Source organism: Yoonia sp., assembly GCF_017854565.1.
GTDB lineage: Bacteria > Pseudomonadota > Alphaproteobacteria > Rhodobacterales > Rhodobacteraceae > Yoonia.
In genome coordinates this window covers 192,971-213,778 of sequence record NZ_JAFMHJ010000001.1, presented here as the reverse complement: position 1 = coordinate 213,778, position 20,808 = coordinate 192,971, and the positions used below count along the sequence as shown (strand labels likewise).

Annotated in this window: 20 protein-coding genes; 11 read left to right on the top strand and 9 right to left on the bottom strand. The window is 60.3% G+C overall.

Going from position 1 to position 20,808, the window contains the following annotated elements; all coding sequences use genetic code 11:
• The first annotated feature begins 33 nt into the window (after positions 1 to 33).
• The 6 genes from pufB (at position 34) to dxs (ending at position 4,607) form a co-directional block, all read left to right on the top strand.
• Positions 34 to 189, top strand: a complete 156-nt coding sequence (pufB, locus tag QZ196_RS01090) for a light-harvesting antenna LH1, beta subunit (protein WP_296422975.1) — start codon at positions 34 to 36, stop codon at positions 187 to 189.
• A 14-nt stretch (positions 190 to 203) separates the two neighbouring features.
• On the top strand, positions 204 to 362 hold the full coding sequence (gene pufA, locus QZ196_RS01085; protein WP_296422973.1) for a light-harvesting antenna LH1, alpha subunit: 159 nt from the start codon (positions 204 to 206) through the stop codon (positions 360 to 362).
• A gap of 128 nt (positions 363 to 490) precedes the next feature.
• The gene (gene pufL / locus QZ196_RS01080; RefSeq protein WP_296422971.1) at positions 491 to 1,321 is read left to right on the top strand and encodes a photosynthetic reaction center subunit L; all 831 of its coding nucleotides are present in this window, start codon (positions 491 to 493) and stop codon (positions 1,319 to 1,321) included.
• A 12-nt stretch (positions 1,322 to 1,333) separates the two neighbouring features.
• Entirely contained in the window at positions 1,334 to 2,260 is a 927-nt protein-coding gene (gene pufM / locus QZ196_RS01075; protein WP_296422970.1) for a photosynthetic reaction center subunit M, read from the top strand.
• Between the two features lie 11 nt (positions 2,261 to 2,271).
• A complete protein-coding gene (gene pufX, locus QZ196_RS01070) occupies positions 2,272 to 2,505 on the top strand; it encodes an RC-LH1 core complex protein PufX (protein WP_296422969.1) in 234 nt (77 codons plus the stop codon).
• A 179-nt stretch (positions 2,506 to 2,684) separates the two neighbouring features.
• Positions 2,685 to 4,607 (top strand): 1-deoxy-D-xylulose-5-phosphate synthase, encoded by a 1,923-nt coding sequence (dxs, locus tag QZ196_RS01065; RefSeq protein ID WP_296422967.1) that lies wholly within the window; start codon positions 2,685 to 2,687, stop codon positions 4,605 to 4,607.
• Positions 4,608 to 4,821: 214 nt separating this feature from the next.
• On the opposite strand, the gene QZ196_RS01060 is transcribed toward dxs, so the two are convergent.
• Positions 4,822 to 5,934, bottom strand: coding sequence for a class I SAM-dependent RNA methyltransferase (locus QZ196_RS01060; RefSeq protein ID WP_296422964.1), 1,113 nt, complete (start codon positions 5,932 to 5,934; stop codon positions 4,822 to 4,824).
• A 52-nt stretch (positions 5,935 to 5,986) separates the two neighbouring features.
• The gene (locus QZ196_RS01055) at positions 5,987 to 6,739 is read right to left on the bottom strand and encodes a class I SAM-dependent methyltransferase (RefSeq protein WP_296423043.1); all 753 of its coding nucleotides are present in this window, start codon (positions 6,737 to 6,739) and stop codon (positions 5,987 to 5,989) included.
• Positions 6,740 to 6,802: 63 nt separating this feature from the next.
• On the opposite strand from QZ196_RS01055, the gene gloB reads away from it, so the two are divergent.
• Together gloB and clpA are read left to right on the top strand one after the other, a co-directional pair.
• Positions 6,803 to 7,579, top strand: a complete 777-nt coding sequence (gloB, locus tag QZ196_RS01050) for a hydroxyacylglutathione hydrolase (protein WP_296422962.1) — start codon at positions 6,803 to 6,805, stop codon at positions 7,577 to 7,579.
• A 191-nt stretch (positions 7,580 to 7,770) separates the two neighbouring features.
• Positions 7,771 to 10,095: an ATP-dependent Clp protease ATP-binding subunit ClpA gene (gene clpA, locus QZ196_RS01045; RefSeq protein WP_296422960.1), complete on the top strand. Its 2,325-nt coding sequence runs from the start codon at positions 7,771 to 7,773 to the stop codon at positions 10,093 to 10,095.
• Between the two features lie 254 nt (positions 10,096 to 10,349).
• Here clpA and QZ196_RS01040 read toward each other — a convergent pair whose 3' ends face one another.
• The 7 genes from QZ196_RS01040 to chlG form a co-directional block, all read right to left on the bottom strand.
• Positions 10,350 to 12,035, bottom strand: coding sequence for a peptidoglycan -binding protein (locus tag QZ196_RS01040; RefSeq protein ID WP_296422958.1), 1,686 nt, complete (start codon positions 12,033 to 12,035; stop codon positions 10,350 to 10,352).
• 3 nt (positions 12,036 to 12,038) lie between these two features.
• Complete coding sequence (locus tag QZ196_RS01035) at positions 12,039 to 13,124, bottom strand: biopolymer transporter ExbB (RefSeq protein ID WP_296423041.1); 1,086 nt, start codon at positions 13,122 to 13,124, stop codon at positions 12,039 to 12,041.
• A gap of 154 nt (positions 13,125 to 13,278) precedes the next feature.
• Positions 13,279 to 13,809 carry a gamma-glutamylcyclotransferase gene (locus QZ196_RS01030; protein WP_296422956.1) on the bottom strand — a complete coding sequence of 177 codons (531 nt, stop codon included), beginning with the start codon at positions 13,807 to 13,809 and terminating at the stop codon, positions 13,279 to 13,281.
• A gap of 65 nt (positions 13,810 to 13,874) precedes the next feature.
• Positions 13,875 to 14,408 carry an isopentenyl-diphosphate Delta-isomerase gene (gene idi / locus QZ196_RS01025; RefSeq protein ID WP_296422954.1) on the bottom strand — a complete coding sequence of 178 codons (534 nt, stop codon included), beginning with the start codon at positions 14,406 to 14,408 and terminating at the stop codon, positions 13,875 to 13,877.
• Complete coding sequence (locus tag QZ196_RS01020) at positions 14,405 to 15,586, bottom strand: geranylgeranyl diphosphate reductase (protein WP_296422952.1); 1,182 nt, start codon at positions 15,584 to 15,586, stop codon at positions 14,405 to 14,407. The genes idi and QZ196_RS01020 overlap by 4 nt, the downstream gene beginning before the upstream one ends.
• A gap of 2 nt (positions 15,587 to 15,588) precedes the next feature.
• Positions 15,589 to 16,869 (bottom strand): BCD family MFS transporter, encoded by a 1,281-nt coding sequence (locus QZ196_RS01015; protein WP_296422950.1) that lies wholly within the window; start codon positions 16,867 to 16,869, stop codon positions 15,589 to 15,591.
• Positions 16,870 to 17,784 (bottom strand): chlorophyll synthase ChlG, encoded by a 915-nt coding sequence (gene chlG, locus QZ196_RS01010; protein ID WP_296422948.1) that lies wholly within the window; start codon positions 17,782 to 17,784, stop codon positions 16,870 to 16,872.
• Positions 17,785 to 18,040: 256 nt separating this feature from the next.
• On the opposite strand from chlG, the gene QZ196_RS01005 reads away from it, so the two are divergent.
• From QZ196_RS01005 to QZ196_RS00995, 3 genes are all read left to right on the top strand, one after another.
• The gene (locus tag QZ196_RS01005) at positions 18,041 to 18,412 is read left to right on the top strand and encodes a hypothetical protein (RefSeq protein WP_296422946.1); all 372 of its coding nucleotides are present in this window, start codon (positions 18,041 to 18,043) and stop codon (positions 18,410 to 18,412) included.
• Between the two features lie 126 nt (positions 18,413 to 18,538).
• Positions 18,539 to 19,375, top strand: a complete 837-nt coding sequence (locus tag QZ196_RS01000; protein WP_296422944.1) for a flagellar motor protein MotB — start codon at positions 18,539 to 18,541, stop codon at positions 19,373 to 19,375.
• A 103-nt stretch (positions 19,376 to 19,478) separates the two neighbouring features.
• Complete coding sequence (locus QZ196_RS00995; RefSeq protein ID WP_296422943.1) at positions 19,479 to 20,798, top strand: flagellar hook-basal body complex protein; 1,320 nt, start codon at positions 19,479 to 19,481, stop codon at positions 20,796 to 20,798.
• The last annotated feature ends 10 nt before the right edge of the window (positions 20,799 to 20,808 follow it).

Below are 20,808 nucleotides of genomic sequence, written 5' to 3'. Positions count from 1 at the left end.
CGCGGCGTCAGTACTTTATTTTGGAGACAAAGCATGGCTGACAAATCTGACCTGTCCTTCACAGGTCTCACTGACGAGCAGGCCCAAGAACTGCACACAGTATATATGAGCGGGTTCACGATCTTCACGGCGGTTGCCGTGGTCGCTCACATACTGACGTACATCAAGCTTCCTTGGTTCAGCTGGTAGGAAAGGAATAGCACATGGCACAGTTCTACAAGATCTGGCTGGTTTTCGACCCACGCCGCGTTTTCGTGGCACAGGGCGTTTTCCTGTTCTTGCTTGCTGCGATGATTCACCTCGTCCTGCTGAGCAACCCAGAGACAAACTGGTTCACGCTCGCATTCGGCGACGGCATGTAATCGGTCCTTTGGGACAACGAAAAAAGCTGCGGGCGGGGGTCCGTTCCGCCCGCAGCAAACACTTATTTTGACGACGACAGGGCGCGCCCGGCGGGGCGACCGGGCCTGTCCATGAATGGAGTAGGAAGATGGCGCAACTCAGCTTTGAGCGAAAATACCGCGTCCGTGGCGGGACGCTGGTCGGCGGTGATCTGTTCGACTTCTGGGTGGGGCCTTTCTACGTGGGCTTCTTCGGGGTCACGACGTTCTTTTTCGCCGCACTTGGCACGCTTTTGATTTTTTACGGGGCCAGTCAAGGCCCGACATGGAACCCGTGGCTGATATCCATCGACCCACCGTCGCTTGACGTCGGTCTTGGGGCTGCACCTTTGCTTGAGGGGGGCTTGTGGCAAATCATCACGATCTGCGCCATCGGCGCCTTTGTCAGCTGGGCCCTGCGCGAGGTCGAGATTTGCCGCAAACTGGGCATCGGGTATCATGTGCCCTTTGCGTTCAGCGTGGCGATCCTGGCCTATGTGACGCTGGTGGTGATCCGTCCGCTTTTGCTGGGCGCGTGGGGACATGGTTTTCCCTATGGTATCTTCAGCCACCTCGATTGGGTGAATAACGTGGGCTACGCCTACGGCAACTTTCACTACAATCCGGCCCATATGATCGCGATCAGTTTCTTTTGGATCACGGCGGTGGCGTTGGCCCTGCACGGGTCGTTGGTCTTGTCTGCAGTCAACCCCGGCAAAGGCCAGGAAATCCGCAGTCCTGATCACGAAGACACATATTTTCGTGATTTGATCGGCTATTCGATCGGGCCGTTGGGTATTCACCGTCTGGGTCTGTTTCTGGCGCTGATGGCCGGTTTCTGGAGTGCGGTTTGCATCGTGATTTCCGGCACCATCTGGTTCGACGAATGGATCGTATGGTGGGATTGGTATTATGAACTGCCTTGGTGGGTAGACCTGTAGGAGGGTATGAAAATGGCTGAATATCAGAATATCTTTACGCAGGTCCAAGTGCAGGGCCCGGCCGAAATGGGCATTGCCGCCGACGCCGATACCATGCGCGAACGGACCACCGGCGCACGCTTTTCCAGCCTGCTGGGCACGTTTGGCAATGCGCAGGTCGGGCCTGTCCATCTTGGGTCGTATGGGATGGTCGCGGTTGTGTGCTTTGCTGCGTGGTTCTTTATCATTGGCATGAACTTTTGGGCGCAGGTTGATTACAGTCCGGGCGTGTTCCTGCGCGATTTGTTCTGGCTGGCGCTGGAGCCTCCGGGCCCTGAATACGGGCTTGGCTTTGCGCCACTGGCCGAGGGTGGATGGTGGCTGATCGCCAGCTCCTTTTTCCTGATCGGTTGCTGCGCGTGGTGGGTGCGGACCTATACACGGGCCAAGGCGCTGGGCATGGGGATGCATGTGGCCTGGGCGTTTGCCGCATTGCTGTGGTTGATCTTTGTTCTGGGCCTGATCCGGCCTGTGCTGATGGGATCATGGTCAGAGGCCGTGCCTTATGGCATCTTCCCGCATCTGGACTGGACCAACCTGTTTTCGATCACCCATGGCAACCTGTTCTACAACCCGTTCCACGCTCTTTCGATTGCCTTTCTTTATGGGTCTGCCCTGCTGTTTGCGATGCATGGTGCGACCATTCTGGCGGTCAGCCGTTTTGGCGGCGAGCGTGAGATCGAGCAGATCGTCGACCGTGGTACGGCGGCGGAACGCGCGGCGCTGTTCTGGCGCTGGACCATGGGCTTTAACGCCACGATGGAAGGTATCCACCGTTGGGCATGGTGGTTTGCGGTTCTGACCCCACTGTGCGGCGGTATCGGCATCCTGTTGTCGGGTACTGTCGTGGATAACTGGTTCGTCTGGGCGCAGGTCCACGGCTATGCGCCAATGAACTAAGGAGAGAGATGATGAAAAACGAAAACCTCCTCGAGATGAGCGAGAAAAGCAGGCTGGCTGCCGATGTCACGCTTTTGATGCTGAAAGGCGCGGGTATGGCGGCGGTGTTCGTGCTGGCCGTGTGGTTTGTGATTGCGGTGATTGCGGGGATCGGGCGGGCGTTGCCTGCGGAAAGCCGGGATACGGCGGACCCGACCCCACTGTCGTCGCTGACGATCGAAGCGGTGCAGACCACGTATATCTGAGGAGATTGGGCCAGACGGCGCGCGACGCTGCTGTCCGGTTCTTCGCTGTCGGGTCATCCTGTCTGGTTGATCCGTCATGAGGCTCGGGCCTCAGTTCCCTTCCTGTTGGCTACAGGAGACTGGCGTCGCAAGTGGGGTTCCCCCCCCTTGCGACGCTTTTTTATTTCAAAGGTGCTGTCATGATCAATCGCCCCGCAACCCCGTTTTTGGATAGCATCACAGGTCCGGCAGACATGCGGCGGATGAATGACACGGCATTGGCAAATCTGGCCGATGATGTCCGCGCCGAGGTGATTTCGGCGGTATCTGAAACTGGCGGGCATTTGGGGTCATCGCTTGGCGTCGTCGAGTTGACTGTGGCGATTCATGCGGTTTTCGACACCCCGCGGGACAAGCTGATCTTTGACGTGGGGCACCAATGTTACCCGCATAAGGTGCTGACCGGGCGCCGTGACCGGATACGGACGTTGCGTCAGGAGGGCGGGCTGTCGGGCTTTACCAAACGGACTGAAAGCGACTATGATCCGTTCGGCGCGGCGCATTCCAGCACCTCGATTTCCGCAGCTTTGGGGTTCACCGTCGGGCGCGACATGGGCATGCCGACGGGCGATGCGATTGCCGTGATCGGTGATGGGTCGATCAGCGCCGGGATGGCCTATGAGGCGATGAACAATGCCGGTGCCGAGGGGCGCCGGTTGTTTGTTATTCTCAACGATAACGAGATGTCGATCGCCCCGCCGGTGGGTGCGATGTCGAAATACCTGTCGGGTCTTTATGCGTCGCCTGTGGGTGAATTGCACAAGATGGCCGAAGGGTTCGAGGCGGCCTTGCCGGGGCCATTGCGCGACCATGCCCGCCGGGCGCGTCAGCTGGTGATGGGCATGCCATCAGCCGGGTCCGGGACGTTGTTCGAGGCGCTGGGTTTCAGTTACGTCGGCCCGATTGACGGGCATGACATGTCGCAGCTTTTGCCCGTCCTGCGGGCGGCGCGCACCCGCGCCACGGGTCCGGTCCTGATCCATGTTTGTACAACAAAAGGAAAGGGTTACGCCCCTGCCGAGAAAAGCGCGGATCGCGGTCATGGGGTGTCAAAGTTCAACGTGGCCAGCGGGGAACAGTCGAAATCCCGCCCCAATGCGCCAAGCTATACCAAGGTGTTCGGCACGGCCCTGAGCGTGGAAGCGCAGCACGATCCAAGCATCGTTGGGGTGACGGCTGCGATGCCTTCGGGGACGGGTTTGGATATTATGGGGCAGCGGTTTGCAAGCCGGGTGTTCGATGTCGGTATCGCCGAACAGCATGGTGTGACCTTTGCCGCCGCGATGGCCGCGAGCGGGCTGAAGCCGTTTTGCGCGATCTATTCGACATTCCTGCAGCGTGGCTACGATCAGGTGGTGCATGACGTGGCCTTGCAGAATTTGCCGGTGCGTTTCGCGATTGATCGGGCGGGGCTGGTCGGGGCCGATGGCCCAACCCATGCGGGGGCGTTTGACATCGGCTATATGACCGCGCTGCCCAATATGGTGGTGATGGCTGCGGGCGACGAGTTGGAGCTGATGCATATGGTCCGCACCGCCGCCGCCTACGACGCGGGGCCGATTGCGTTTCGCTATCCGCGCGGCGAAGGCGTGGGGCTGGCGCTGCCCGAGCGCGGCGATGTTATCGCGATCGGCAAGGGCCGGATTGTACAGGAAGGCACTGATATTGCTTTGCTTTCTTTCGGGGCACATCTGGGTGAATGTCGCAAGGCGGCGGCGGCGCTGCAGGCTCAGGGTGTGTCCGTGACGATCGCTGATGCGCGATTTGCCAAGCCGCTGGACCGCGCGCTGATCCGGCAATTGATCCGCCATCACAAGGCGCTGGTGACGGTGGAACAGGGCGCGCAGGGCGGTTTCGGCGCCATGGTCCTGCATGATTTGGCCAATGACGGATTGCTGGATGGGCGCTGTCAGATCCGCACGATGACACTGCCGGACCGCTATATTCAGCAGGCCGCGCCTGATGCGATGTATGCAGAGGCCGGGCTGACGGCGGTGGATATCGCGGCGATGGCGATGCAGGCGGCGGGCATTGATTTGCACAAGACGCGCAGCCGGGTGTAGCGCGCGTTGTGTCGCCTGATCCGGTTATCGGTCGGCGGTCGCGGCGAATCATAGGTTAACGCCTGTGTTTGCAGGTCTTTGCGCCGTACAGACCGGGTGCGGAAACCGTCTGGATCGCGTACGTACGCAGGGCATGTATTTGCGCCGTTAATGCCGCGTGCGGGGCCGTGTGTTAAGGATTGTCAAGGTTCGGAGCGGCGGGGAGAACCCCGCCCTACCGCAGCTTGTCGGTCTGGAAGAGCCAGACCTTGAGGCCGCCATGCGGGATGGGCGCGCCTTTGGGTTTGAACGGCAGGCCCATGGCCTTGGCCAGCGGTGGTTCGCTGGTGATGATGCCGATGCGCCAGCCTTTGAACCGCGCGGACAAGGTTTGGCCAAAGCTGGCGTAAAGCCCGAACAGCAGTTTCGGGTTGCCGATGCGTCCGCCGTAGGGCGGGTTGCAGATGACAAGGCCCGGTGGCCCCGGCGGTGGCTGAAGGTCGCTTGCGCTGAGGTTTTCGAAGGTGGTCAAATCGCTGACGCCTGCGCGTTCGGCGTTGTCCCTGCTCATCCTGACGGCACCCGCGTCGCGGTCAGAGCCGTAAAAGTGCAGGGATGTGGGGCGCGGCGTGCTTTGGCGCATGGCGGCCCATGCGGCGGGCGCGAAGGTGGCAAGCTGTTCAAAGGCGAAATGCCGGGTCCGACCGGGGAAAAGGCCCGCCGCGATTTCGGCGGCTTCGATGATGAAGGTGCCAGAGCCGCACATCGGGTCAACGACGGGTTCGATCCCGGAATAGCCGCATTGCCGCAGGCACAGGGCGGCAAGGGTTTCGCGGATCGGTGCCTTGCCGACCGCTTCTTTGTGGCCGCGCTTGTGCAGGCTTTCGCCCGAGGTATCGACGCTGAGCGTTACACGATCATCGTCGATGCGCACCTTGAGGCTGATCGGGCCATCCGCGGCGATTGTGGCACCAAAGCTTTCGCGCAGGGCGGTTTCGATGCGTTGGCTGGCCGCGCCTGCGTGGTAGATTTTGGATTTTGTACATGTCACTTCGACCCGGATGGGGATGTCGGGACGCAGGATGTCGCCCCACGGGAACTTGCGTGACCGTTTGTCGAGCTGTGCCAGATGGAAGGCCATGAAGGTGCCGACGCGCGCAAGAATCCGGGTGGCGCCGCGCATTTGCAGATTGGCGCGCCAGACATCGGGCCACGTGCCGGTGAAGGTCACGCCGCCTTGGGTCACGGTCGCGCCGTCAAAGCCGTTTTCCAGCGCCTCTGCACAAAGCGCGGATTCGAAGCCGGGGGTGGCGACCATGAAGATTTCAAAGGGGGCAGGTGTATTCATTGGGAGCGTTTAGTTGCAATCTGGACGATTTGCGAGGGGGGTTTCACCCATGCTAGGCCGGTTCGGGTTTTGGTTTGGGCTTGGTCATGCCTTCGAGGGCGCGCAGGGGACGGCGGACGGCCTCTGTCAGGCCGGGACGGGTGGGGACGGCCATCTGCTTGCTGACTTCGACGATCAGCACACCGCCTGCGGCAATGATGGGGATGTTATGGCCGATCCGTTCCATCAGACGTGCCGATTTGCGCCAGAACCGCCCGTGCGATGGCGGCTGATACAGGGTGGAGAGCGACCGTTCGATGACAAAGCGCTGTTTGCGCAATTGCGTGTCGAGTTGCCCCAGCGAATAGGGGCGCCCGTAACCAAAGGGTGTCGCGTCAGAGCGCGACCACAGGCCCGCCCGGTTGGGCACGATGATCATGGCCCGCCCACCGGGGCCAAGCACGCGCCACGCCTCATCGAGCAGAGCGGCGGGGTCATCGGTGGTTTCCAGCCCGTGCATCAGGACCAGCTTGTCCACATGCCCGGTTTCAATCGGCCACCGCGTGTCTTCGCACAGCACGCTGACGTTTTTGCCGTCGGGTGGCCAGGGCATGACCCCTTGGGGACCGGGCATCAGGCCGATCACGCGCCGTGCGTTTTTGAGGTAGGGCCGCAGAAGAGGCACCGAAAAGCCGAAGCCGACGACCATCTGGCCTTTGGCCTCTGGCCAGATCTGGGTCATCTCGTCGCGGATCACCTTTTGCGCCGCCCGCCCAAGCGCGCTGCGGTAGTAGAAGTTTCGCAGGTCCTGCACGTCCAGATGCATTGCGGTTCCCGGTCCTTTGGGCAAAGCTGTGGGGAAACAATAGCAAGAGCGAGCGACATTGCCATGCCAAACGAACAACCTGACATTACGCTGGTAACGGTACCGTGCCTGTCTGACAATTACGCGTTTCTGGTTCACAACGACGCGACGGGCCAGACGGCCCTGATTGATGCGCCCGAAGCGCAGCCGATCAAGGATGCATTGCACGCCCGTGGCTGGACCCTGACCGATATTTTGATCACCCATCATCATGGCGATCATATTGATGCCGTGGCGGCCCTGCGCGATGGCGCGCGCGTGATCGGTGCCGCCGTCGATGCGCACCGGTTGCCGCCGCTTGATCTGGAGGTGGCCGCAGGGGATGTGATTGATATTTGCGGGTTGCCGACCCATGTTCTGGACGTATCGGGGCATACCGTTGGCCATATCGCCTATCACATGCCGAACGCGAAACTGGCGTTTACGGCGGATAGTTTGATGGCGCTGGGCTGTGGCCGTTTATTTGAAGGGACACCGGCCAAAATGTGGGTTAGCATGAAGAAACTGCGTGCTTTGCCTGCGGATACGATGATTTGTTCGGGTCATGAATATACTGAAAACAACGCGCGTTTCGCGCTGTCCCTTGACCCGGCGAACGCAGCGCTTATCTCTCGTAGTGAGGGGATCAAAGCGGCGCGTGCTGCAGGCCGGCCAACGGTGCCCTCGACGCTAGACGAAGAAATGCGAACGAACCCTTTCCTGCGTGCTGATGACCCCACCCTGAAGGCGGTGCTGAGGATGGCAGATGCGTCCGATGCGGATGTTTTTGCCGAAATCCGAGCGCGGAAAGACAAATTTTGACCACGAAGATGTGAGAACGTGATCAGAGCAGATGAAAATAACCGCTTTGCAGCTATTTCAGGCAAATAGTGAAGCGATTTGAGAAAAAGCCCTTGAAGGTTCCCGGCTAACACCAAACTTTAAGGATAAGAGGCCACGGTTGGTCAGGCTGATGCAGCCCGCCCCGCCCCCGATGTGAAGGAGCACACAAGGTGCCATCATTTTCGACCACACTTGAGCAGTCCATTCATGGGGCACTTGCCCTTGCGAATGCGCGCAAACACGAACTTGCCACGCTGGAGCATCTGCTGCTGGCGTTGACCGACGAACCCGATGCCGCCCGCGTCATGCGCGCCTGTTCAGTGAACCTGGACGAGCTGCGCAAGGATCTGGAGGATTTCATCGAAGATGATCTTTCGACCCTGATCACCGACGTCGAAGGGTCAGAGGCCGTACCGACAGCCGCGTTTCAGCGGGTGATCCAGCGCGCCGCGATTCATGTGCAATCATCTGGCCGCAATGAGGTGACGGGCGCCAATGTGCTGGTCGCGATTTTTGCGGAGCGTGAAAGCAATGCGGCCTATTTCCTGCAAGAACAGGACATGACCCGTTACGACGCGGTGAATTTCATCGCGCATGGTGTGGCCAAGGACCCTGCATTTGGCGAACAGCGCCCGGTGACGGGATCGCCCGAAGAACATGAAACCATTGCAAGCAGTGAAGGCATCGACAAGGAAAGCGCGCTGGCGAAATACTGTGTCGATCTGAATGCAAAGGCGGCGAAGGGGGATGTCGATCCCCTGATCGGGCGCGCGCATGAGGTGGAACGCTGTATTCAGGTGCTGTGCCGCCGCCGCAAGAATAACCCGCTGCTGGTGGGTGATCCGGGCGTGGGCAAAACGGCGATTGCCGAAGGTCTTGCGTTCAAGATCATCAACGGCGAAACGCCAGAGGTGCTGGCCAATGCAACGATCTATTCGTTGGATATGGGCGCGCTGCTGGCGGGCACGCGGTATCGCGGTGATTTTGAAGAGCGCCTGAAAGCGGTGATGACCGAGATGGAGGAGCACAAGGATGCGATTCTGTTCATCGACGAAATTCACACGGTGATCGGGGCTGGCGCCACGTCCGGTGGTGCGATGGATGCGTCCAACCTGCTGAAGCCTGCGTTGCAGGGCGGCAAGCTGCGGTGCATGGGGTCCACCACCTACAAGGAATTCCGCCAGCATTTCGAAAAGGACCGTGCATTGGCGCGTCGGTTCCAGAAGATTGACGTGTTGGAGCCATCCGTGCCGGATTCGATCAAGATCCTGCAAGGTCTGAAGCCCTATTTCGAAGAGCATCACCACATCAAATACACCGCCGATGCGATCAGAACCGCAGTGGAACTGTCGGCGCGCTATATCAATGACCGCAAGCTGCCGGACAAGGCGATCGACGTGATCGACGAGGCCGGTGCCGCGCAACATCTGGTGGCCGAAAGCAAGCGTCGCAAGACGATTGGCATCAAAGAGATCGAGGCTGTCGTGGCCAAGATTGCGCGTATTCCGCCAAAGAGCGTGTCCAAGGACGATGCCGAGATTCTGAGAGATCTTGAAAAGTCGCTGAAGCGCGTTGTGTTCGGGCAGGATAAGGCGATCGAGGCGTTGGCATCGGCGATCAAACTGGCGCGTGCCGGCCTGCGTGAACCTGAAAAGCCCATCGGGAACTACCTGTTTGCGGGTCCAACCGGTGTGGGTAAAACCGAGGTGGCCAAGCAGTTGGCGGATACGCTGGGTGTGGAATTGCTGCGGTTTGACATGTCGGAATACATGGAAAAGCACGCGGTGAGCCGCCTGATTGGTGCGCCTCCGGGGTATGTCGGGTTTGATCAGGGTGGTATGCTGACGGATGGTGTGGACCAAAACCCACATTGCGTGCTGCTGCTGGACGAAATGGAAAAGGCGCATCCTGATGTCTACAACATCCTGTTGCAGGTGATGGATCACGGGAAGCTGACCGACCACAATGGCCGGACCACAGATTTCCGCAATGTGATCATCATCATGACATCGAACGCGGGTGCGGCTGAAATGTCGAAAAACGCCCTGGGCTTTGGTCGTGAAACCCGCACCGGCGAGGATACAGCCGCGATTGAGCGCACGTTCACGCCCGAATTCCGCAACCGTCTGGATGCGGTTATCAGCTTTGGCGCGCTGCCAAAGCCGGTGATCATGCAGGTGGTCGAGAAATTTGTACTGCAACTTGAGGCGCAGCTTCTCGACCGCAATGTGCATATCGAGATGACGGGTGCCGCTGCCGAATGGCTGGCCGATGAAGGTTATGATGTGAAAATGGGTGCGCGCCCGTTGGGCCGCGTCATTCAGGAACACATCAAAAAGCCGCTGGCCGAAGAGCTGTTGTTTGGCAAGCTAACCAAAGGCGGGATCGTCAAGGTCGGGGTGAAAGCTGGCAAGCTGGAACTGAAGTTCGAGGCACCAGAGCAAGGCCGGATCACCGGGAGCGGTAACAAGCCGCCGCTGCTGACCGCAGATTGATCATGCCGACATTGCGATAATGACCCCGCCCCGGCATTGCTAGGGCGGGTTTTTTTTGTGCGTTGCTGCATGTGCCCCATTCAGGAAAGACCGACCTATGGCGGCTTCCGAGAATTGCAGCTTTTGCCAACGGTCGCATGTGGTCAAAACCGTTGCGGTGGATCCCGGCCCTGCGTTGACGGATCAGCAGGGTCTTTCAGACGATCAAACGGACCCCAATTGCCTGCGACGCGGGGCGGCATACGCGCGGTTTGTCACCGCTCTGTCAGCTTTAGTTCGATCCGGCGGTTTTGTGCGCGGGCCTCTGGGGTGTCATCGGGGTTCAGGGGTTGGTATTCGCCAAACCCATTGGCGGCAAGCCGATCGGGTGGGATGCCCAGATCCTGAGACATGAAGCGGACCACGGACAGTGCGCGGGCTTGGCTGAGTTCCCAGTTGTCGGCATAGCGGTTGTTGGCACCGACGGGGATGTTGTCGGTATGGCCATCGACGCGGATAACCCAGTCGATCCCCGGTGGGATATCATCGGCGATGCGGCGCAGGATGTCGGCGATATTGGCTATTTCGGCCTGACCCTGAGCGGAAAGTTCGGCGCGGCCTGGTTCAAACAGCACCTCTGAGGAGAACACAAAGCGGTCGCCTTCGATGCGGATGCGGTCCTGACCTTCGAGGACCTCGCGGAGTTGGCCGAAGAAATTGGATTTGAACCGGGCGAGGTCTTGGGCTTCGGCCTGAAGGCGGGCGGTTTCGGCTTCGAGGCGGATGCGCTCGGCCTCTTCCAACGCGCGGCGCTGTCGTTCTTCGGATACGACACGGGCGAGGGCTGTGTTGAGCTGACTACCGAGCGTTTCGATCTGGACCTGCGCCTCGAGGTCGGATTGTTCGGCGAGGTTGAGCAGTGATTGCAGGTTGCCGACCTGCCGACGCAGTTCGGTGATCTGTTCGTTGAGCAAGGTGACCTGACGCTGGCTTTGGGCCGAAAGTGCCTGTTGTTCGGACAACGCCTGATTGGCCACCGCAAGCAGGGCGGCCTGACGTTCGGCCTCGGTGATGGTGGCGGTTTGGTTGCCCTGGGCCCGCGACAGGGCGGCGAGGGCATCGGCGAGTTGGGCGTTCAGATCGGCGTTGTCGCTTTGCAGCGTGGCGCGGATCGCATCAATTTCCGCGCGGGCGGCCCGTGCGGCGGCTAACAGGGTCAGGGTTTCCTCGGCCTTGCGGCGCTGCTGTTCGAGGTTGAGGGTCATCGCGGTCAGTTCCGTGTCGGCATTGGCGAGCCGTTCGCGCAGGGCGGCTGCGGCTGCGGAGTCGGTCAGGCCGGCGGTTTCAAGGTCGGAAATGCGTTCTGCGTTTTGCGATGCTTCGGTGCGCAGGTCGGCGACGAGTGCCTGCAATGCTTCGCGGCGGGCGGCGGCAAGGCGTGCGGCCTCGGTTTCGGCGTCGATTTCGGTGCGGGCTTGGGCGAGCGCGAGGTTGAGCGCCTCGCGTTCGGTCATCAGCCGCGATTGTTCTGCTTCCAGCCCGGTGATGCTGTTCAAGGTGTCGGCGCGTTCGGCCAACAGGCCGGCGACCTGCGCCTCAAACCCGGTGATCCGGGTCTGGGCCTGTGCCAAGGCGAGGTCTTGGGCGTTCCGTTCGGAAATCAGGGCGGCGATGCGGCTGGCCTGCTGATCGGCTTGGGCCAGAGTGGCGTTGAGGGTCGCGGTCAGGGCCGTGTTGCGGTCCTGCTCAAGGCCAAGTGTCGCGGCAAGTGCGGCAACTTCGATGCTGAGTTGGTCGAGTTCGCTTTCTTGCCCGGTAATGGTTTCGCGCAGTACGAATTGGATCACCATGAAGATGGTCAGTACGAACATCAGCACCAGCAAAAGCCCGGTCATGGCGTCGACAAAGCCGGGCCAGATGGCGTTTTGAAAGCGGTTTGATGATCTGCGGCTGAGCGCCATGGATCAACCCCTGTCTTTGATCGCTGTGGCCAGATTGGCGAGGTCCATACGCAGGTCGCCGATGCTTTCCTGACGTCCGGCGGACATTTCTTCCAATATCCGCAGCAACTGCACGTCGATGGATCGCAGGCGCATCCGGCTTTCGGCGTCGATGCCATCCATGCCATTGTCGCTGATTTTCTTGATCAGCGCCTCCTGGCCTTCGGCGACGCGGGTCAGCAGATCGTTGTTATTCGTGTCCCGGCTGGTCAGAGCAAGCTGTTCAACAGAGGCGGCAAGGCTGGCAAAACGCCCGTCGGTCTGTTCGCGCTCCGCATCGTTCTGACCCATCATCATCTGCATCGTGTCCATCAGTTCGCCCAGTTGGTCGACAAAGCCGGACATGGCCCCGGTGTCGCCAGTGGCGCCATCTTCGCCGCCTTCAAAGCCAAGGCGGGTGATGGTGGACAGCCATTCTTCGAGTTCGCGGTAGAAGCGGTTTTGGCCATGGCCCGCGAAAAGTTCGAGCAGCCCCACGACAAGAGAACCTGCAAGGCCGAGGAGCGAGCTGGAGAAGGCTGTGCCCATCCCGCCCAACTGGCTTTCGAGGCCCGATTGCAGGCGGGCAAAGATGTCGGCGCCATCTTCGCCTTCGGCGGGGTTAAGCGAGCGGATGGTTTCGACCAGCGCGGGCACGGTCGTGGCAAGGCCATAGAATGTGCCCAAAAGGCCAAGGAAAATCAAGACGTTACCGATGTACCGGGTGATTTCGCGGTCTTCGTCTATCCGCTGCGCCACGGAATCAAGGATGGAGCGGCCCGAGCTGGACGAGACCTGTGTGCGGGCACCGCGCGACCGCAGCAAGGTCGCCAAAGGTGCCAGAAGCGACGGCGCTTTGGTAAAGCTGTGCCCACCGGTGTCGCGTGCGAAATGTTCGATCCAGCGGACCGAGTTGATCAGCAGGAAAACCTGATTGATGCACGACAGCACGCCCAGAAAGAAGACGCCCAAAATCACCCCGTTGAGATACGGATTTGATTTATAAATCGCGGTGATCTGATCCAGCCCAAGGTAAAAACCTGCCCCGATCAGCCCAAGCACGACGAGCATGAACAGAATTTGGCGGATGGGTTGTGAAAACTGCGTCACTGCCTTGGGTTCCCGTTTGTCCGACACGGATGGGATTCCTCTTGTTCGTTAACTTGTTATACGCATTGGATCATAAGGCCCGTCGCGTCAAAACCCAAATAAAATCGCGGCGCGCCTATGTTGCCGCCAAAGCACGCACACGGTCCACCAGCCAAGCCATGTCATTGTCGGTGATCCCAAGCTGGGCCAGATGTGCGGCGGTGTTGAACAGGTATTCGGTATTGGGCCCGCGACCGCCAATCGCGCGGGCGATCATTTGAGCCTGTTTTTCAAGGCTGAACTGGCAGTATTGCACATGGTCAGGGTCGATGACATAGGCCAGCGCACGTATCGTTTCACCGGTGTCGGCGATCAGATCGACGTGGTGTTCGACGTAAGCCGATGAGATGAGTTCGCGTTCGCGCAGGGCGGCAAGCACCTGATCCTGTTCGGCTTCGGCAATCTGGAACGCAACGCCGGTGCATTGCCCGCCGGGGGCCGCATCCAGCGCCAGCACCAGTCCGGGGTCATCTTCGGTGCCGCGGTGGTGAATCGACAGCATGCAAAAACTGCGGTGATAGTCGGGCAGGCGGGCCGTGACCGCCTGTGCGGGGGTAAAGCCGGGGTTCCACAAAAGTGACCCATATCCAAAGACCCAAAGCGCCATGTTCCATTCCCCTTATCCGCTGATCCCATAAACACCGGAATCGGACAGACGAAAAGGGGGGCGCGTTAGCCCGCACGCATCAGATGACCGAAAATCGTGGCGGTATGGTCTTGCAGATAGATCCGCAGCCAAGGGGTGTATTGCATCGGATGCCGGGCGACATCGGCGCAGAGTTCGTAAAAGTCCACCCAGCGGGTCGCGATCACCTCGTCTGGGTCGGGTGTGATTTTGAGCGTGCCGGGCGCGTCAGCCACGTAGATTTCGACGACTTCGTGTTCTGTCAGGCCTCCGCCCACATCCGCGCGATATTCGATCTGGTCGCGGTGGCACGGGTACAGGCCGGTGATCCCCAGTTCTTCGTCCAGACGCCGCACGGCGCAATCGGCGGGGTCTTCGTCCCAGTCGGGATGGGTGCAGCAGGTGTTCGCCCAAAGCCCCGGCGTGTGGTATTTGTGCATGGCGCGCTGCTGGATCAGGACGCGGCCCTTGTTCATCACGAAAACGCTGACGGCCTTGTGTTTGAGACCCTTTTGATGGGCCTCCAGTTTTTCCACGGGTTGCAGTGTGCCGTTCACCCAGGCCGGGATCATGACCGTCATATGTGCAGCGGGGACACCAGTCGCGTCAGATGCGCGAGGTTCTTGATGCCGATTTTCAGGTGCGCCATGGGCCGGGCCTTTACCAGTTTCTTGTTCATATATGCCTCGAACGTGAGCTTTTGTACGTCCACATCGTGGCAAAGCGACACAAACCGCTCGCGGCGTTCGTCGCTGCGATAATACGCGTTTTGCATCGCGCCGAGAACCCTGAACACCTGTTTGTGTTCGCGCATGAACAATTTGCGCGCCAGTTGCAGGTCTTTGATCCGTCCGGTTTTGAGTTTGGCCGCCGCTGCCGTGGCTGCAACCCGCCCGCCGACCATGGCGTAATAGATACCTTCGCCCGAGGATGGCGCCACAACGCCCGCCGCGTCACCGGCCAGCACGACATCGCGCCCATTGTCCCAGCGATCCAGTGGTTGCAGCGGGATCGGCGCGCCTTCGCGGCGGATGGTCTTGCAGTCGGTCAGGCCCGCGCTGGCCCGCAGGTCGGCGGTGGCTTTTTTGACGTCGACCGATTTGACCAGTGATCCCATGCCGATGCTGGCCTGTCCGCCATGCGGGAACACCCAGCCGTAGAAGTCCGGCGAGATTTTGCCGTCGTAGATCACGTCGCAGCGTTTGGGGTCATACGTCGCGCTGAGGGACGGGGCCTCGATGATTTCATGATAGGCGATGACGTAGGGGATCTTGTCGCCGCCGGGCACGCATTGCGCCGCGACTTTGGACCGTGCCCCATCGGCGCCGATGACCATTTTGGTGGCAAGCTGCCGGTCTTCGCCGGTGATCTTGTCGCGGTAATGCACATGGGTGCCGGCGCTGTCGCGGGTGATCTTGGTAAAGGTGCCGGTATGGTGGATTGCGCCCGCATCGACCGCGCGTTGCCGCAGGAAAGGGTCGAAATGTTCGCGATCCACCATGCCGACAAAGCCGTCCTCGATGGGGATATCGACGTGCCGCCCGCTGGGCGAGATCATCCGCGCGGTGTTCACCTTGGCCACGATCATGGCATCGGGGATGCAGAAATCGGCGATCAGCCGGGGCGGGATGGCACCGCCACAGGGTTTGATCCGACCATCCCGGTCCAGCATGGCAACGGTGTGCCCAGAGCGGGCGAGGTCAAGGGCCGCCGTGGCACCCGACGGCCCGCCGCCCACGACGACAACATCATACTGCATGGTCATTCTCCTGGAACAAGGGTGGCGGACGGCAGGGGCCGGTCCATGATTTTGGCCGCCATCGCGGTGGCGGCGATGAACAGTGCGGCTTCGAAGATAAAGACCGATCCAAAGGCCTGGGCGTCTGTCAGTGTGAGGCGCAGGATATCGACCATGGCCGCCCCGGCCAGCCCGCCGAACCCCGCAGCGACCGCCTGGGCCGCGCCCCATAGCCCCATGCGGGTGCCTTCGCGTTGGCTGCGCCCTTGGCCGGCCAGTGCCATCATCGCACCGATCGCGGCGACGGCAAACATCCCGTTGAAAAAGCCAAGCACCACGACCGCAGGCATCAGGGGTGCGCCCGGCCCTATAGGGCCGAGGAACGTGATCATCGCCAAGGCACCGGCAGAACCGACGCAACCCGCCATGACCCAGTTGCGCAATGCGCCGATTTTCAGGCCGGTGGCCATAATGCCGACGGTCAGCATGCCGACAAAAACGCCGCCGTTCTGGGCACCCGAAAGGGACGTGGATTGACCGGGGGTATAGCCGAACACAAGGCCCGCGTAGGGTTCAAGGATCAGTTCCTGCATGAAGTAGGCGGTCATCGACAAAAATACGAACAGGGTGAAATTGCGCGCTTTGCGTTCCTGCCAGACTTCGGTCAGCCCCTGACGGAATGGCGTGGCGTCGGGTTCGCGCACGGCGATCAGGTGACGTTCGACGCCCCAGACGGCGATGATTGTGACGACAACGGCACCGATGACCACAACACTGACCACCTTGATCAGCAGTTGGGGCGTGTATGGGTCGATCAGCGCGCCGACCACGCCCGCCGTCACCGCGATGCCGAAGATCATCATCAGCCAGGTGATCGTGGCGGCTGCGGCGCGGCGGTGTGGCGCGGTGGTGGTGGCCAGCAGCGCCAAAAGCGATGTGCCGGACGCCCCGACGCCAAGGCCGATCAGCGCGTAGGCCACGATTGAGATGAGCATGCCCGTGGCAAACGATGTTTCCAGTGCAAGCACGCCAAACGCGGCCATCAGCGCCCCCGCTGCCAGCACCGCCATGCCGCCGATAATCCATCTGGTGCGATGGCCCCCCGCGTCGGACGCAAAGCCCCAGTGCGGGCGCGTCATCTGGATGCCGTAATGCAGCGCCACCAAGAGGCCGGGCAGCACGGCGGGCAGGGACAGTTCGACCACCATCAACCGGTTGAGCGTTGACGTCGTCAGCACGACGATCGCGCCAAGCGCCATTTGCACAAGGCCAAGCCGGACGATTTGGAACCATGAGAGTGTCATTTAGCCTCCGATGCCACGCAGGGCGGTGGCGGCGATCATCATGCCGCTGATGTAAAACACGATACCCATGCCTTGATACCATGGGGTTTTGCCTTGGGGATCGCGCAGCAGGACACGCATCGCGCCAAGCTGCACGGCCAGCATCGCAGCCACGCCCAGGGCGTGGAACGGTTTGTCCCAATAGGTCAGCAGGCCGATCACGATGACCTGAGGCAGGGCCATGATCCAGCAGGCGACCTTGGCCGCGCGGTCCGGCCCGAGCGCCACCGGGAGCGAGCGCAGGCCCATCTGCCGGTCGCCTTCGATGGCTTTGAAATCGTTGAGTGTCATGATGCCATGTGCGCCAAGGCCGTAGAGGGTGGCGATGGTGATGTTTTCGATCGTCGGCGCGCTGGCCGAAACGACTGCGGCGCCGGTGATCCATGGCAGTGTTTCGTAGGCCAGTCCGCACAGGCCCGGCCCCCACCAGCCCGATTTTTTCGCCCGGATCGGTTCGGCCGAATAAGCCCATGCGGCGGTGACGCCAAGGATCGTCGCGCCGAACCCCCATGGGCCAAGCTGGTAGCCGACCAAAAGCGACAGGGCCGTCATGGCCAGTGCAATATAAAGCCCCCAGCGCCCGGGAATGCGCCCGGATGGAATCGGGCGGTCAGGTTCGTTGATGGCGTCCACATGGCGGTCGCACCAGTCGTTCGCCGCTTGCGACATGCCGCACACGATTGGCCCGGCAAGGATCACGCCAAGGACGACGAAAAACCATTGGCCAGAGGGGTTTGCCCCGGATGACACCACCCCGCACAGGTAGGCCCACATGGGTGGGAACCATGTAACGGGTTTGATCAGCCGCAGCGCCGCGCGGGGTTCGGGCCAGCGGCGGGTCTGCGTGGGGGTATGTAAGCCTGACATGACACTCATAATGTCAGTTTAGCTAGACATATATGGGCGGGGCAAGTGTAAAGGTAAATGGACACTGCGCCATCGTGTCACTGGTCGGGTTTGGCGGCTGTTTTCACATGATTGCACCAGCGGTTCCGGCAATCTGCACAGTGGCGCGGTCATTATTCGGTTTGATTGGATACGCTCTGGAAAGAATGTGCTGCTATGATCTGTGCGCTTGGCCCTCTGGGCGCCGTATCGCGGTGGCTGGCCGGGCCGGATTGGAAGGTTGCTGATGAATGAAATTCTTGTGCCGATGGCCCCGGCTGATCTGATTGACCGGCTGATCATCCTCCGCCTGAGGTCGGCACAGGCGCGCGGCCCCGCAGAGCAATCGAACATCGTTTGCCAGATTGCGCGGCTGCAGGACATAGCGGATCAGACGCTTCCGATGAATGATGCGTTGCAGGCGCAGTGGGACGCGTTGCGCGACGTCAACGCCGATTTGCTGGTGATCGAAGGCGATTTGCGCAGGTTTGAAGGGCGCGCAGATTTTGGTCCGGCGTTCGTTGCACTTGTGCGGGCCATTCTTGTCACGCGCGATGATCGCAAGCGGATCAAGATGCAGATCAATGTTCTGTTGGGTGCCGCTGCCGTCGTGTGTTGACACCGGGGGCCGCTGCGATGGCGGAGCCTGCCCAAAAGGGTGGCATTTCTGTCGAATTTTCACATTAAGGGCGCCTTTACATCCGATCAGTTACGCCTTGACCGGAGTCAAAACCGAGGTGGTGATATGGACGCGCGATCGAACGCTCCGATAATTATTAAACGCAAGAAGGTGGTGGCGGGTGGGGGCCATCACGGTGGCGCATGGAAGGTGGCCTATGCCGATTTTGTGACGGCGATGATGGCGTTTTTCATGTTGATGTGGCTGTTGAATGCGACGACGGAACAGCAGCGCAAAGGCCTTGCCGATTATTTTGCACCGACGATTGCGATCAACCGGGTGTCGGGGGGCGGTTCGGGGGCTTTTGGCGGTGACAATATATTCACCCAGCAAATCCTTGCCCAAAGCGGGACCGGAATAAACCAGCCGACGATTGGGGCGAACCCTGTGCTGTCCGAAAGTGACGCTGCGGGGGAGGCGGCAATGGCCGCCCAGGTCGCGGCACTGCGCGACCTTGAGGCGGTGCTGATGGGTGTTGGCGGTGAAAGCATGCTGTCAGATCGGGCGCTGCGGCATATCGTGACCCGTTTGACCGACGAGGGACTGGTGATCGAACTGTTTGATCTGCCTGGGGCAAGCCTGTTTGAAGCGAACAGCGCGACCCCACGGCCGGTGACCCGCGAAATCGGTGCGATATTGGGGCGCTTGTTTCAAAGCGTCAGCAACCCCATCGCGATCAAGGGGCATCTGCGCGCAAAGTCGGTTCTGCAATTGGATAACCCCCTGTGGGAACTGTCCACCGGCCGCGCCGCACAGATGCGGATTATCCTCGAAGACGGGGGGCTGAACCCCGGCCGCATTGCCCGCCTGACCGGTGCCGGTGACCGTGTGCCCGCCGTGGCCGACCCCACGGCGATGCGCAATAACCGGGTCGAGGTCGTGCTGTTGCGGTCAGGGCGTTGATCCTAAAATTGCATTGGATTTGATCCGTTAGGGCGGCGTTAAGCCTGACCCCTTAGGCAAGGTGGTAATCAGATGTCATCCCCCGATGCAGAAAGGCTCAGCCATGACGATTTCCTCTTCCATGAATGCCAGTGTTTCCGGATTGTCCGCGAATGCCTCGCGGCTCGCCACAATCTCCGACAATATTTCGAACTCTTCGACCTATGGGTACAAGCGCGCGGTGACTGATTTTCAGTCGATGGTCATTGAAAGCGGTCGCGGAACGTATTCGGCGGTCGGTGTCCGCACGTCAACCGCGCGTTTGATTGATGAACGCGGTGCGCTGGTTTCAACGTCAAACCCAACAGATCTTGCGGTGCGTGGGCGTGGCATGTTGCCGGTAACGTCCGAGGCATCAATGTCTGTGGGCAACGGCGAAAACCCTTTGTTTTTGACGACGACGGGATCCTTCCGACCTGATGCGCAGGGTTATTTGCGCAGTGTCGGCGGGCTTGTCTTGCTGGGTGTGCCCGCTGCGGCAGACGGTACAATTCCCAATTATCCGCGCGATTCGATTGATGGTCTGGTGCCGATCCAGATTAACGCCAACCAATTCGCGGGTGAGGCGACAACGCGAGTTGATCTGTCGGTGAACCTGCCGGCAACTTCCACGCGCGCGGGCGATATCGGTGACGTGGAAACGCTGTCGGTGGAATATTTCGACAACCTTGGTGCGTCATCGAACCTGAGCTTTTCATTCACGCCGACGGTCCCTGCAACCGGGGCATCGAATGAGTGGAGCCTGGTCATTCGCGATAGCGAATCGGATGTCGATCTGAACGGCATTCCAGACATTGTCGGTGAATATGTGCTGCAATTCGACGCCACGCGTGGAGGCGGCGGTACGCTGGCCGCAGTGGCAACGACAAGTGGTGGCCCCTATGACCCATTGACGGGCGCCCTGACGATTGCTGTCGATGGTGGCCCGATGGAGATTAACATTGGCGCGCTTGGCAGTTCGATCGGATTGACACAACTGTCTGACGCTTTCGCGCCTGTTTCGATTTCCAAGAACGGCACGCCGGTGGGCAGTCTTACCTCGATCGAGATAGACCAGAACGGTTTTGTGCGGGCTTCTTTTGATATCGGGATCAACCGGGTCCTTTACCAGATCCCGCTGGTTGATGTGCCGAACGTCAATGGATTGGAAGCCCTGGATCAGCAAAGCTACCGCGTTACTCCGGAAAGTGGCACGTTTTTCTTGTGGGACGCAGGCGATGGGCCGACCGGTGATATCGTAAGCTATGCCCGCGAAGAATCCGCGACGGATGTGGCTGGTGAACTGACTGCCCTGATTCAAACGCAGCGCGCGTATTCATCAAACGCCAAGGTGATCCAGACTGTTGATGAAATGTTGCAGGAAACAACGAATATCAAGCGTTAACCTGACAAGG

Coding starts and splice junctions, on each gene's coding strand:
- idi (WP_296422954.1), bottom strand. CDS start 14,408: ATGACGGTCATGATCCCGGCCTGGGTGAACGGCACACTGCAACCCGTG.
- QZ196_RS01000 (WP_296422944.1), top strand. CDS start 18,539: ATGGACGCGCGATCGAACGCTCCGATAATTATTAAACGCAAGAAGGTG.
- QZ196_RS01015 (WP_296422950.1), bottom strand. CDS start 16,869: ATGACACTCTCATGGTTCCAAATCGTCCGGCTTGGCCTTGTGCAAATG.
- pufL (WP_296422971.1), top strand. CDS start 491: ATGGCGCAACTCAGCTTTGAGCGAAAATACCGCGTCCGTGGCGGGACG.
- QZ196_RS01035 (WP_296423041.1), bottom strand. CDS start 13,124: ATGCTCGTCGTGCTTGGGCTGATCGGGGCAGGTTTTTACCTTGGGCTG.
- QZ196_RS01020 (WP_296422952.1), bottom strand. CDS start 15,586: ATGCAGTATGATGTTGTCGTCGTGGGCGGCGGGCCGTCGGGTGCCACG.
- QZ196_RS01055 (WP_296423043.1), bottom strand. CDS start 6,739: ATGCATCTGGACGTGCAGGACCTGCGAAACTTCTACTACCGCAGCGCG.
- QZ196_RS01030 (WP_296422956.1), bottom strand. CDS start 13,809: ATGGCGCTTTGGGTCTTTGGATATGGGTCACTTTTGTGGAACCCCGGC.
- pufA (WP_296422973.1), top strand. CDS start 204: ATGGCACAGTTCTACAAGATCTGGCTGGTTTTCGACCCACGCCGCGTT.
- chlG (WP_296422948.1), bottom strand. CDS start 17,784: ATGAGTGTCATGTCAGGCTTACATACCCCCACGCAGACCCGCCGCTGG.
- QZ196_RS01060 (WP_296422964.1), bottom strand. CDS start 5,934: ATGAATACACCTGCCCCCTTTGAAATCTTCATGGTCGCCACCCCCGGC.
- pufX (WP_296422969.1), top strand. CDS start 2,272: ATGAAAAACGAAAACCTCCTCGAGATGAGCGAGAAAAGCAGGCTGGCT.
- pufM (WP_296422970.1), top strand. CDS start 1,334: ATGGCTGAATATCAGAATATCTTTACGCAGGTCCAAGTGCAGGGCCCG.
- gloB (WP_296422962.1), top strand. CDS start 6,803: ATGCCAAACGAACAACCTGACATTACGCTGGTAACGGTACCGTGCCTG.
- pufB (WP_296422975.1), top strand. CDS start 34: ATGGCTGACAAATCTGACCTGTCCTTCACAGGTCTCACTGACGAGCAG.
- QZ196_RS01005 (WP_296422946.1), top strand. CDS start 18,041: ATGAATGAAATTCTTGTGCCGATGGCCCCGGCTGATCTGATTGACCGG.
- dxs (WP_296422967.1), top strand. CDS start 2,685: ATGATCAATCGCCCCGCAACCCCGTTTTTGGATAGCATCACAGGTCCG.
- QZ196_RS01040 (WP_296422958.1), bottom strand. CDS start 12,035: ATGGCGCTCAGCCGCAGATCATCAAACCGCTTTCAAAACGCCATCTGG.
- QZ196_RS00995 (WP_296422943.1), top strand. CDS start 19,479: ATGACGATTTCCTCTTCCATGAATGCCAGTGTTTCCGGATTGTCCGCG.